Source organism: Bacteroides sp. MSK.18.37, from assembly GCF_019129155.2.
GTDB lineage: Bacteria > Bacteroidota > Bacteroidia > Bacteroidales > Bacteroidaceae > Bacteroides > Bacteroides ovatus.
In genome coordinates, this window is sequence record NZ_JAHOIB020000001.1 from 1,777,494 (window position 1) to 1,789,809 (window position 12,316).

The following is a 12,316-nucleotide window of genomic DNA, read 5'->3' on the forward strand; positions in this document are numbered from 1 at the left end:
TGCATCGTTTTAATACATTATTAAAATGTAGCAGAATGGAATTGAAAAAAGAAATAAGGATATTGGGCAGACGCTTTGAGGTGGAACCTCGTGCCAAGGAAAGCCTGAAAGGCATCACGGTTGGCGAGAAACTCTCATACCGTTTCTATGATGGCACATACCAAGGCACGCCCCTGCTGTTCGTTGAGCCCAAGAAGGGCAATCCCTCTCCACGGACTTGCGCCATCACGGGCAAGCGGTTGACCGAAGCCCTGGGACTGCCTGCGGTGTTTATCCTTGCGCCCGGACCCACCTACGAGCGACACAGACTGGCAGACAAAGGAGTCTTCTTTGTCATGTCCGAGGAATATGCCCATCTGCCAGGCATCATAGCATTGGAGAAGACAAGCAACAGGAAGATTGCCGAAGTATTGACCCCTGTGGCGCAATACATACTACTCTATCACCTACAGGTGGGCAGTATTGAAGGAATGTCGCCAAGGGATATTGCACCGTTGCTTCCATATTCTTACGAAAGCGTCACGTTGGGTGTCACCTGTCTTGAAGATGTAGGACTGTGTCAAAAGATTCAGAACGGACAGCGCAGCAAGGTGGTACACTTCGAGTTGAAGGGCAAGGAACTGTGGGACAAGGCTCAGAACGTCTTGCTGTCACCTGTGGAGAACCGCATCTTTTGCGATGACATACGCTTGGATGCGGAATACCCCGTATGCGGCATCAATGCCCTGGCACATTATTCCATGCTTAATCGTGACCGGGAAGAGATGATAATGATGACAAGCAAGGAATATCGTGCCGTCAAGTCGGCTGATGTCATGGAGAATCCCAACATCTATGACGGCAACTATATCATAGAGGTATGGAAATACCCTGTTGTCAGCAAAATGGGCGACAAAAGCCAGTGGGTTGATCGCCTTTCCCTTGTCCTTTCGTTGAGAGATGATGATGATCCGAGAGTAGAAAAAGAAGTAGAACGAATAATCAGTGAACAGAAATGGAAGGATTAGTCAAGTTCCGTGAAGCATTTGCGGAATACTCAGAAAACTATGTGGTGATAGGCGGAGCAGCCTGTGACATCACCATGACCAATACCGTGGTGCGTCCACGCGCCACACACGACATCGACATGATAGTCATCGTAGAGAACATGACCGAGGCTTTCGCCAATCGCTTCTGGCAGTTTGTGCGGGAGGCTGGCTATCGACCTGAAAAGAGGAAACAGGAGGCTGGTGAGCCACCAAGGTATGAAATGTATCGTTTCCTTGATGGTAAAGACGGCTATCCCGAGATGATAGAACTGCTGTCACGCCACCCCGACGTGCTTGGAGAGCCAAAGGGATTTGTCATAGAACCTATCCCGACCGATGAAGATGTGTCGAGTCTTAGTGCCATCATCATGGACGATGATTACTATCACTTTACTATCGCACACAGCCAACTGACTGATGGCATACGCCATGCCAATTCCGCTGCCTTGATAGCACTGAAGGCAAGAGCCTACCTAAATCTCATGGCAGACAAGCGGGACGGCAAGCATGTGAACACCAAAGACATCAAGAAGCACCGTTCGGACATCCTGAAAAATGTGGTCATAATGACTGAGGACAACATTGAGGCTCCTGCTTCAATAGTGGCATGTATAAGGGAGTTTGTCGCCTCCATCAGAGCCGACTGGTCAACTCTCGCAGAACCATTGTCAAAGTCACTCGGTCAAGACGAGGCATTTGTGACCGGACTGTTAGATCAACTGGATGAATTGTTTATAGAAGCATGACCAATATGAAGATACAATACGCATCCGACCTGCATCTGGAGTTTGCCGACAATTGGCGGTATCTGAAAGCCCACCCCTTGGAGGTGACGGGCGACATACTGCTGCTTGCCGGCGACATCGGCTATCTCGGCGATGACAACTACTCCAAGCATCCCTTTTGGGACTGGGCATCGGAGAACTACAAGGAGGTGCATTGCTGCATGGGCAACCATGAGTTCTACAAATATTATGATGTGGCGACACTGCCCGACGGCTATCTCTTGGAGGTACGTCCCAATGTATTCAGCCACTACAACGGTATTGCGAGGATTGGCGACACCGACATCATCCTCTCCACCCTTTGGTCGAGGATTCCTTTGGAGGACGCTTACTTCACCGAGCAAGTGATAAGCGACTTCCGCCGTATATTATATAAAGGTGAGCTGATGACCCATGCCCAATTCAATGCTGAGCATGAACGTTGCCTCACCTTTATCAAGGATGCAGTGGCATATTCGCAAGCAGCCCATAAGATTGTTGTCACCCATCATGTACCATCGTTCCGTATGCTCCACCCAAAGTTTCAAGGCAGCAAGGCAAACGTGGCGTTCACCGTAGAGTTGGAGGACTATATCACCGATAGCGGCATAGACTATTGGATATACGGACATTCGCACACCAACATCGATGCCAGGATAGGCAACACCCAATGCTTGTCCAACCAGTTGGGCTATGTTTTCTCTAACGAACATCAGGACTTCTCCCATGGCAAGTACCTGACCATATAGCCATCCACATTTTTTTCATCCACCCTCTTTACAAGCTCTTCCCTATCGGAAGGGCTTTTTTTGTGCCTTTCGAGTTTGATTTTTGAGTATGATTGCGAGTGTAATCAAAATTAGAGTTAAGATTTGGCTCCGCGGAAAGTCATTTCGGTTTAAGATTGAAGAAAAGGTAGTTCCTTTGCATCGGCAATAAGCCAAACCATAGTAAAATCAAACTTGAAAATATGAAGTCATTTGTAATATTCGCCATTGTCGTGACCATAATCTATGTCATCTACTATACGGTCATCATCGTGCAGGATCTGTACGGAAAGCCCAAGGACGAGAAGTCACAGGGCGAGTCGTTTGATGTCAGTGACATGACCGACGAGGAAGAGTCGATAGCGGTCAGCGAGAGCGACGGTGGTTTCAGCGTAGGCGACAACCAATATGAGACAGCCTACGAGGAGAAGCAGCTTGCAGAGCCTACAGAGGAGGCAGCCGCCACTGCGGAAGAGAGCAAGCCTCATGTGCTTGAAAAGATACAAAGCGCAATCGAGAAGAAGATGGAGGAAGTGAATACCACCTATTCCGACCCCATGTATTCGGAAGAATTGAACAACACCATCATCGCCCGCGGTCTTCGTCACAATGGACGTGACATGGTCAAGGTGGAATCACTCAATAATGAGATATGATGTCAAAAACAAGAAGTGCATTTCTATCATTATATGCCGCTTTAACCCCAGCTCTGGCCAGTGCTAAGTGTGGCAACGTGGACTACAGCTGGGGAGCGGACGCACTTGCGAGTGCCCATGACTATGCCGTGACGATGATGCTCTATATCGTTTATCTGTGCTATGCAGTGGCGGGCATCGTGGTCATAGTCAGCGCCTTGCAGATATATATAAAGATGAATACGGGCGAAGAAGGAGTGAAGAAGAACATCATGATGCTGGTGGGAGCCTGCCTGTTCCTCATAGGAGCGACCATCGTCTTCCCCGCTTTCTTCGGTTATCAGATTTGAGATACAGGTGATACGAGATAAGATAACTCAAAGTGTAACAAATTAAAAGGTAAAAAGAATGTTTGAAAGGATTAACAAGAAGGTGAAGGGATTCTTCTCTTCACAGCGCATGAAAACGCTCGCCCTGATGTTGCTTGTCGGCACCACCGCAGCAATGGCACAGAACGCAGCCGGCGACTACTCGGCAGGAACGACCGCGCTTACCACAGTGACGGAGGAGATTGCCAAGTATGTACCTATCGTGGTGAAGCTCTGCTATGCCATTGCAGGTGTCGTTGCAATTGTCGGAGCCATAAGCGTTTACATCGCCATGAACAACGAGGAACAGGACGTGAAAAAGAAGATCATGATGGTCGTCGGCGCATGTATTTTCCTCATTGCAGCAGCCCAGGCACTGCCTCTGTTCTTCGGCATTGGAGGTTAAACGCAGCGTGAGATTGTGAGTATGTAGAACGTTAAAACACTGACAGTTATGGCAGATACAAAGCAAGAGCGTTTTCCGGATTATCCCATTTTCAAGGGACTGCAACGTCCATTGGAGTTCTTCGGGTTGCAGGGACGCTACATCTACTGGGCGGCAGCCACCGCAGGAGGAGCCGTTGCGGGTTTCATCCTCGGCTACTGCATCTTCGGTTTCGTGGCAGGACTCGTGCTGCTAGTCCTCGCCGTAGCTGTCGGTGGCGTTCTCATCGTCATGAAGCAGCGCAAGGGCTTGCACAGCAAGAAGAGTGACAACGGCATATTCATCTATGCCTATTCAAAGAAAGTGTAAAACAAAAAAGAGAATCCATTATGTCCAAGTGGAAAGCTATCAATGATTGTAAGTGAATGGAGGTGGGGGCATCACGCATGAGGGTGCGCCCGCCTTTTTGCGATTAAAAAAGAAAAAGAACAATGACCCTATACATCATACTCATATTCTCAGCCATCTGCGTGGGCATGGCCATCAGTGTCAAGGCATTCGGCACGGGAGGGAAGCGCAAGCGCATCTTCCAGGACATCTACTTCTCCATCGAGGAAGTGGATGGCATCGGCGTGCTCTATACCAAGACGGGCGAATACTCCGCTGTTCTGAAGATGGAGAACCCTGTGCAGAAGTATTCCGCCAACATCGAGGCCTACTATGAGTTCACCCACCTCTTCGCCGCCCTTGCCCAGACCTTGGGCGAAGGCTATGCGCTGCACAAGCAGGACGTGTTTGTGAGGAAGGCATTCAAGGAAGAGAACGGTGGAAATCATGAGTTCCTGAGCGAGAGTTACTTCCGCTATTTCAACGGCAGACCCTTTACCGACAGCGTCTGCTACCTCACCATCACACAGGAGAACAAGAAGAGCCGTCTGATGTCGTTCGACAACAAGAAATGGCGTGACTTCTTGGTGAAGATACGCAAGGTGCACGACCAGCTGAGGGATGCCGGCGTGAAGTCCCGATTCCTCGGCAAAACGGAAGCCTGCGAGTATGTGGACCGTTTCTTCTCCATGAACTTCCGTGACAAGGTGGTGTCGATGACCAACTTCAAGGTCGATGACGAGACCATCGGCATGGGGGACCGTAGCTGCAAGGTGTATAGCCTTGTGGATGTGGATTATGCCAACTTGCCGTCGGTCATCCGTCCCTACGCAAATATCGAGGTGAACAACACCAGTATGCCCGTTGATCTCGTGAGCATCGTCGATAGCGTGCCCGGAGCCGACTGCGTGGTGTTCAACCAGATGGTGTTCGTGCCCAACCAGAAGCGTGAGCTTGCCCTACTCGACAAGAAGAAAAACCGCCATGCCTCCATGCCCAACCCCAGCAACCTGATGGCTGTAGAGGACATCAAGCGTGTGCAGGAGGTGATAGCCCGTGAGAGCAAGCAGCTCGTCTATACCCACTACAACCTCGTGGTGGCAGTGAGCGGCGACACCGACATACAGAAATGCACCAACCATCTCGAAAACTCCTTCTCGCGCATGGGCATCCACATCAGCAAGCGGGCCTACAACCAGTTGGAGCTGTTCGTCAACTCTTTCCCCGGCAACTGCTATGGCATGAATGCCGACTACGACCGATTCCTCACCCTCGGCGATGCCGCCACCTGTCTGATGTACAAGGAGCGCATCGTGCATAATGAGGACACCCCGCTGAAGATATACTATACCGACCGCCAAGGTGTGCCCGTAGCCATCGACATCACAGGAAAGGAGGGAAAGGAGAAGCTGACCGACAACTCGAACTTTTTTTGTTTGGGTCCTTCGGGCAGCGGCAAGTCGTTCCACATGAACAGCGTGGTGCGTCAGTTGTGGGAGCAGAACACCGACATCGTCATGGTCGATACGGGTAACTCGTATGAGGGACTCTGCGAGTATGTGGGCGGCAAGTACATCGCCTATACGGAGGACAAGCCCATCACCATGAACCCCTTCAACATCAGCAAGCGGGAGCTGAACATTGAGAAGATAGACTTCCTGAAGAACCTGATACTGCTGATATGGAAAGGCTCGGAGACGCAGATACCCGAACTGGAGTTCCGTGTCGTGGAGCAGTTGGTGACGGAGTATTACGATTTCTATTTCAACGGTGTGCAGCCCTATCCTTCCTCACAGAAGGAGACACTGAGAAAAAACCTCTCCACCATGGAGAAGCGGCGCGGCACGGAGCTGACGCAGATACACGACAAGGTGGAGAAACTCATCAAGGGACTGGAGGAACGGCGCATGGCATTGAGCGTGAAGACCCTCTCCTTCGACTCATTCTATGAGTTCGCCTGTGAGCGTCTCGACCAGATCTGCATCGAGAACAACATCACCACCATCGACTGCGACAACTTCGCCTATATGCTCCAAAACTTCTACCGTGGCGGCAAGTACGACAAGATTCTCAACGAGAACGTGGATAGCACCTTGTTCGACGAGACCTTCATCGTCTTCGAGGTGGATGCCATCAAGGAGAACAAGCAGCTCTTCCCCATCGTGACGCTCATCATCATGGACGTGTTCCTGCAGAAGATGCGCCTGAAGAAGAACCGCAAGTGCCTTGTCATCGAGGAGGCATGGAAAGCCATCGCCTCGCCGCTGATGGCCGAGTACATCAAGTACCTATACAAGACAGCCCGAAAGTTCTGGGCGAGCGTGGGCGTAGTGACACAGGAGATACAGGACATCATCGGCAGTCCCATCGTGAAGGAAGCCATCATCAACAACTCCGACGTGGTGATGCTGCTCGACCAAAGCAAATTTCGTGAGCGATTCGACGAGATCAAGGCGATATTAGGATTGACGGATGTGGATTGCAAGAAGATATTCACTGTCAACCGCTTGGATAACAAGGAGGGAAGAAGTTTCTTCCGTGAGGTGTTTATCCGACGTGGATCGACGAGCGGAGTGTATGGTGTGGAGGAGCCGCACGAGTGCTATATGACCTACACCACCGAGCGAGCTGAGAAGGAGGCATTGAAACTCTATAAGCATGAACTGAAGTGCAGACATCAGGAGGCTATCGAGCGGTATTGCAGAGATTGGGATGCCAGTGGCATCGGGAAGTCGTTGGCATTTGCGCAGAAGGTCAATGAGGCGGGGCATGTGCTCAATTTGACGGACGATGGAGCCACTCGCCGCTGACACGGCGAGCACGGGGGCTGATTGATGGAAACGGAAATCCCGGAATAGACGTAAAGCCCAGATGCCCGAAAGCAAAACTTTCGGGAACGGTGGCTGGGTAGTATTTACGATTAGTAGTAAATACGATTAGTAGTGAATACTACCAATAGTAAATACTACAAGTAGTAAAGTAGTGGAATAGTAGAAACTGAAAGTAGTAAAAACGTAAAGTAGTGAAGCAATGAGACGTTTATACCTTATTATAATATATATGTGTCTTACACTTGTCGTGGGAAGGGTTCATGCGCAGTATTACAGCGTGAACTACGACAAGCAGATCGTTGCCGCCATGGCTGCCGCATTCGGTGCTGGAGCTATGGCAGAGAGCTATTATAACGAGCAGGTGGGCGAAATCTTGAAGCACTACAATGCCGCAGAGGTTGCCACTGCCGGCATCTTCGCTGCCAAGTTCTTGGAGCGCAAGGCATTCACCGACCTCGGCATTTGGAGCAGTAGCACGGAGAACTACTATTACCGCCGCATCCACAATATGGTGGCGAACAAGATTATGCCCAAGATATGGACGGTGGCAGGAATGATGCTGAAAAGTCCGCAGACCGCCCTCTACTGGGGCAGTTACCTGATGAAGATATGCGCCGACACAAAGTCGCTGTGTATGCAGTTTGAGAGTGTCGTGACCAACAGTAGCTTGACCTTTGCCGACATTCAGTTCTTGGAAATCAACCAAGAGATAGCCGCCATCCTCAAACTCTCGGAGATAGGCAATGTAGATTGGCAGCAGCTGTTGGATGACATCGCCAGTGTGCCCGGCAACTTCACCGTGGAGAACCTCACCGCCGACATCGAGACGCTTTACAATATGGGAGCATCGTTGGCGACGGCAGGTATCAACGGGGCATCAGGCGCACTCTTGCAGCAGAGTGCCTTCAACGACCTTTTCAATGGCAAGGTGAGTAAAATCATCGACATCTATGACAACTACCATGACCTCTATGAACAGGCAGAGAACGGCATCGGCAGCACACTCCTTAGTCTGGTGGGTGGCGAGGACAACGTGGCAGCCCTCTTCGACCTCTCCAACTACAACATCACCTCGTGGATGACAGACTATCTGAGCGAGACGCAGGGCAACTACTATACACAGCGTTGGTACATTGCCCGACGAGACCAAGGCAGCGTAAGCCTCTGTGACTACTATCCGCCGACCGATGACAACAGTATTCTGAACGGTGACCATTGGTATCGTATCAACACCTCCGACCCCAACTTCTACCCTAACAGCACGCAGCGAGAGCAGATACTGGCCAACTCGGAGAACCATGCCGGATGGAGCCGCAGCCGTGTGCAGCAGCTCAACGCCCAGAGCGACGGCTTCACCTATACGATGAACTATTGGATGTCGTCGTACATCATCAGCCGTGGCGGCAAGCAGACCAAGAAGGCCTACGCCTACGAGATACACGTTACCAAGAGCTGGAACAACGTGGAAGAGGTGTATGAGGATGTCTTCGACTCCTACAGCATGGACTTGAATACCTTCAAGCGTCAGTTGCAGGCACGTCTCTCGGAGTATAACGACAACGAGGAGGGCTATGTCTATTACATCGGCAGTGACGCACGCCGTTACTATCAAGCCACCGATGCCGCCAAACTGAAGGGCGTGGAGAGCGTGACCATCAGCGTCACCTGTTCGGACGGTGTCACCCTCGGACAGGGCAGCACGCAGTACAAGTGCCGTGAGTGCGGCGGTTCGCTCAATGCCCACAGCAAGGAATGCGCCATGAGGACAAGCGTATCAGAAAATAATCTCGACCTATCGGAACTGGACGAGAAGGAACGTGAGGCGAATAGCAAGATAGCCCTGTTGGAGGCGCAGATAAGCCAGTTGGAGACAGAGAACAGGAACCTGCTCACGCAGATAGCCAATGCCTCTGTGGAGGAAGCCCCTGCCTTGCGGCAGCAACATAATGTCAACAAGACGAAGATAGACAACCTGAAGAAGGAATTGGCGACATGGCAGCAGCAGTTGGCAGACATACAGAATGCCAAGAGCGAGGCGGCTAACGACAATGCCACCTCCACCGATGACTACTACCGCATCCCTGCCATCATGCAGGATGTGAAGTCAGCCTACAATCTCACGTGGCAAGGTGCCGGTTCGTGGAACGGCTACACCTACGTCCGAACTGCCACCATGCCCAACATCAACGGCATTATCACCTTCAAGGCGACACTGTCCATTGCAAGGAAGCCCAAGTACTTCCTTGGCATCAAGATACACCGTGCGATACTGCAAATATCGTGGGAGCTGACCTCGGAATACACCGACACACAGGTGGTGGATGTGCTGACCCTTGACCCGAATGCCTCTGACGAGGAGAAGACGAGGCAGGTGAACAGCCGTATCTCGGAGATAGCCCAGGAGTTCCCGTCGTGCAGCATCACCACAGAATATGCCAAGAGCGAGGCAACCCAGACCGCCGACAATGACGATGTAATACACCTGCTCTGGTCGAGCGACCGTCTGGAGATAGCCCGTGAAGTAGATAGCCGTATCACCAAGATTTACGCCGACTTGGTATCATTAGAAAAAATGATGCACTACAAGCGCAGCATCATTGACGTGCTGAAGGACATTCTTCCTTCAATCGACGCAGACCAAGGTCGCAGAAGGACACTCATTGAAGAGTGCTACGAGCGATGGAGAGAGAATGCAGACCCTAACAGAGGGAATGGTGAAGATAACGAGAACGAAAACTGAGGGAGGAACGGAGAATGAGACATACCATCATCATAGCTCTCCTGCTGATTACCCTCTTCCCCAATACAGCCTTGGCGCAATGGGGATTCGATGCGGTATCGGTGGAAGCATACATCAACGACCACAAGAAGCAGCGCAGCCTCTTGCTGGCACGCAGCACTTTGGAGTACAGCAATCAACTGCTGCATGAATACAGCAGTGAAGAGGTGGGCAAATACAAGGAACTGAATGTGGATTTGGACAAATACACCCGGGCCTTCGACATCATCGATGTGATGTACCAGTCGTTGCGCACGGTGCTGAACGTGAAGAGCACCTACCAGACGGTGAGCGACCGCATCAGTGACTACAAGAACCTGTTGGAGGACTTCAATGATAAGGTCATCAAGCGGAAACACATCGAACTGGCTGACACGATGCTCATCAGCATCAACAAGAAAGCCATCGACAACATATACAACGAAGGAAGCCAACTCTACCATAGCGTCAACGACCTCGTGTTGTATGCCACAGGAGCGGCAGCCTGTTCAACTTCCGACCTGCTGATGGTGTTGGACAATATCAACAATTCGTTGGACCTGATAGAAAAACATCTGAACCAAGCCTACTTCCAGACATGGCGGTATGTGCAGCTGCGCATGGGCTATTGGAAGGAGAAGGTGTATCGGACGAGGACGAAGGAAGAGATACTGGAAGATGCCTTCAGCCGATGGAAAGTGGCAGGAAAACTTGACTATTGACGGATTGTAAACAAAAGAAGAACGGACATGAAGAAGACAATGACACTCATCATGGCGGTAGCAACCACCATCAAAGCCACAGCCCAGAGCGTGACCTACAACCACGACTCCTCCAAGCAGAACCAGATAACGGTGATGGAGACAGGTGGCGGTTCTCTCACCCCTGAGTTCTATTATTGGCTGTTACATAACAACTATAAGAAGACAGCGGCAGAGAAGAACAAGTTAGGTTTCCGCACTCTTGCCGGCATCAACCTCTACAACCAAGTAGATGATGCGGAGAAGATAGACTCTGCCCTCACCAAGCGTGCTGAGGTGGAAGCCTTGAACGTAGCCGACCGACAGATAGACCTCGCCTGGCTTGCCGAAAGCAGCAAGATCAACGGTCAGTTGGACAAGATGAAGGCGAACATAGACCATATCATCCCTACAGGAGGCACCATCAACGACAAGCGTCGGTGGGAGGAACTGTACAATATGTACCAGTGTGCCGTGAAAGCCACCAAGGATGCCTATATGCCCAATGCACAGAGAAAGCGGCAGTATCTTAGCATCTATGCCGACCTGACGACACAGAACGAGACACTACTGAAATACCTTGTGCAGCTCAACACCCAAAGCCAGACTACCGCCCTCTTGGCAGCCACCAACGACCGTGTAGTACATAAAGGCAGCATCATCAGCGATGCCAAGAGCCGTTGGCAGGAAAACATGAAGGGCGTGAGGAGCTCGACAGGCACTGACGGCGATGATGCCAACAGCGGTGAGGGTGAAGAAAGTGTGAACAGATAGAAATAAGGGAAGAGAAGAAATAATCACAAAACAGCATAGAGATATGAACGATATTCAGATTTTCAACAACGAGGAATTTGGAGCAGTCCGAACCACAGGAACACCAGAGCAACCCTTGTTCTGTTTGGCTGATGTGGCAAGAGTTCTTGGACTAAAAACCAGCAAGTTGGTACAACGACTTTCGGATGATGTACTTTCAAAGTACCCCATCTCGGATAGTCTTGGAAGAGAACAGGTTACAAACTTTATCAATGAAGACGGACTGTATGATGTCATCCTTGACAGTCGCAAACCCGAAGCCAAACGTTTCCGCAAGTGGGTGACATCGGAGGTGCTCCCCTCTATCCGCAAGCATGGTGCCTATATGACACAGCAGACCATCGAGAAGGCATTGGCAGAGCCAGACTTCCTGATACGGTTAGCAGTCAATCTGAAGGAAGAACGACAAAAGCGTCTGCTTGTCGAACAGGAGTGTGAACACCAAAGGACACGCATCGTTGAGTTGGGATCCAAGGTGGATGACCTGCAACAGGAGGTGACGGAGATGAAGGACAAGGTGAGTTACCTTGACATCATCCTTGCCACGAAGAGCAGTGTCCTGGTCACACAGATAGCACAGGACTATGGCGAGTCGTCCATCCGCTTCAACCGACGTCTGAAGGAGATGAACATCCAGTATCAGCGTGGCAAGCAGTGGATTCTGTATGCCGACTACAAGGACTGCGGTTATGTGACCAGCGAGACCTACCTCATTAAACACAAGGACGGTACGGAGGATGTGCGCATGAACACCAAATGGACACAGAAAGGTCGCCGCTTCCTCTATGAGAAACTGAAGAGCGTGGGAGTCATTCCTGTTATCGAAAGAACATAAAATAA

The 12,316-nt window shown here is 50.8% G+C and carries 12 protein-coding genes; all 12 read left to right on the plus strand.

Translation table 11 applies throughout. The annotated features are described in order from the left end of the window. The first annotated feature begins 35 nt into the window (after window positions 1-35). The 12 genes from KSX81_RS07385 (at window position 36) to KSX81_RS07440 (ending at window position 12,311) form a co-directional block, all read left to right on the plus strand. Entirely contained in the window at window positions 36-1,007 is a 972-nt protein-coding gene (locus KSX81_RS07385) for a hypothetical protein (protein WP_005812863.1), read from the plus strand. Then, complete coding sequence (locus tag KSX81_RS07390) at window positions 995-1,774, plus strand: hypothetical protein (protein WP_005812861.1); 780 nt, start codon at window positions 995-997, stop codon at window positions 1,772-1,774. Before KSX81_RS07385 ends, KSX81_RS07390 begins: the two co-directional genes overlap by 13 nt. After that, window positions 1,771-2,541 (plus strand): metallophosphoesterase, encoded by a 771-nt coding sequence (locus KSX81_RS07395; protein WP_007837351.1) that lies wholly within the window; start codon window positions 1,771-1,773, stop codon window positions 2,539-2,541. Before KSX81_RS07390 ends, KSX81_RS07395 begins: the two co-directional genes overlap by 4 nt. Window positions 2,542-2,762: 221 nt before the next feature. After that, a complete protein-coding gene (locus tag KSX81_RS07400) occupies window positions 2,763-3,215 on the plus strand; it encodes a hypothetical protein (protein WP_005812857.1) in 453 nt (150 codons plus the stop codon). After that, entirely contained in the window at window positions 3,212-3,544 is a 333-nt protein-coding gene (locus KSX81_RS07405) for a DUF4134 domain-containing protein (protein WP_005812854.1), read from the plus strand. Before KSX81_RS07400 ends, KSX81_RS07405 begins: the two co-directional genes overlap by 4 nt. A gap of 58 nt (window positions 3,545-3,602) precedes the next feature. After that, complete coding sequence (locus KSX81_RS07410) at window positions 3,603-3,968, plus strand: DUF4134 domain-containing protein (protein ID WP_007837354.1); 366 nt, start codon at window positions 3,603-3,605, stop codon at window positions 3,966-3,968. Between the two features lie 48 nt (window positions 3,969-4,016). Continuing rightward, complete coding sequence (locus KSX81_RS07415; RefSeq protein WP_005816074.1) at window positions 4,017-4,316, plus strand: DUF4133 domain-containing protein; 300 nt, start codon at window positions 4,017-4,019, stop codon at window positions 4,314-4,316. Window positions 4,317-4,438: 122 nt separating this feature from the next. Beyond that, window positions 4,439-7,144 (plus strand): TraG family conjugative transposon ATPase, encoded by a 2,706-nt coding sequence (locus KSX81_RS07420; RefSeq protein WP_008021336.1) that lies wholly within the window; start codon window positions 4,439-4,441, stop codon window positions 7,142-7,144. Between the two features lie 220 nt (window positions 7,145-7,364). Then, a complete protein-coding gene (locus KSX81_RS07425) occupies window positions 7,365-9,905 on the plus strand; it encodes a hypothetical protein (protein ID WP_005816117.1) in 2,541 nt (846 codons plus the stop codon). Between the two features lie 14 nt (window positions 9,906-9,919). Beyond that, window positions 9,920-10,645: a hypothetical protein gene (locus KSX81_RS07430; protein ID WP_005816118.1), complete on the plus strand. Its 726-nt coding sequence runs from the start codon at window positions 9,920-9,922 to the stop codon at window positions 10,643-10,645. A 27-nt stretch (window positions 10,646-10,672) separates the two neighbouring features. After that, window positions 10,673-11,437, plus strand: a complete 765-nt coding sequence (locus KSX81_RS07435; RefSeq protein WP_217719281.1) for a DUF5045 domain-containing protein — start codon at window positions 10,673-10,675, stop codon at window positions 11,435-11,437. Between the two features lie 43 nt (window positions 11,438-11,480). After that, window positions 11,481-12,311 (plus strand): phage antirepressor, encoded by an 831-nt coding sequence (locus KSX81_RS07440; protein WP_005816120.1) that lies wholly within the window; start codon window positions 11,481-11,483, stop codon window positions 12,309-12,311. The last annotated feature ends 5 nt before the right edge of the window (window positions 12,312-12,316 follow it).